Consider the following 489-nt stretch of genomic DNA (forward strand, 5'->3'; position numbering starts at 1 on the left):
CCGTCACGCCAGCGATTTGCTGCGGGAAAGTGATGACGATGCCGAACCCGATCCCGTTAAAGCCAAGCTTTGCGGCATCATCGACAGCAACATCCAGCGCATCGACAAAATGTTGGAAGACATCTCCCTGCTCAACAAGCGCGACAACATCAGCCGCGAGCCGATCAACCTGATGAAATTCTGGCTCGACTTCAAACAAGAGTTCACGCTCAACAATTCCGAAGCCATCGGCTGCCTGCGCATGAACATGGACGGCAACAACCTTACCGTCCTCGCTGATGTGATGCACATCCAACAAATCATGTGGAACCTCTGCAATAACGCGTGGCGGCACAGCCGTCAGGACGAGAACGCGATTACCGTCCTGATCCGCCCCAGCGGCAGGATGCACATTTCCATCGTCGTTGCCGATAACGGCAAAGGCATTTCGCCCGAAGTCCGCAACCATCTCTTTGAGCCGTTCTACACCACTGAAAAACAAGGTACGGG

At 54.4% G+C, this 489-nt stretch carries 1 protein-coding gene; it reads left to right on the forward strand.

All coding sequences use genetic code 11. From position 1 onward, the window contains the following. Positions 1-489: sensor histidine kinase (locus ACTHTU_RS11235; protein WP_440362595.1), on the forward strand; the 489-nt coding region annotated here is incomplete at both ends.

Source organism: Neisseria sp. P0020.S005 (genome assembly GCF_051957055.1).
In the GTDB taxonomy this organism is placed as follows: Bacteria; Pseudomonadota; Gammaproteobacteria; order Burkholderiales; family Neisseriaceae; genus Neisseria; species Neisseria subflava_A.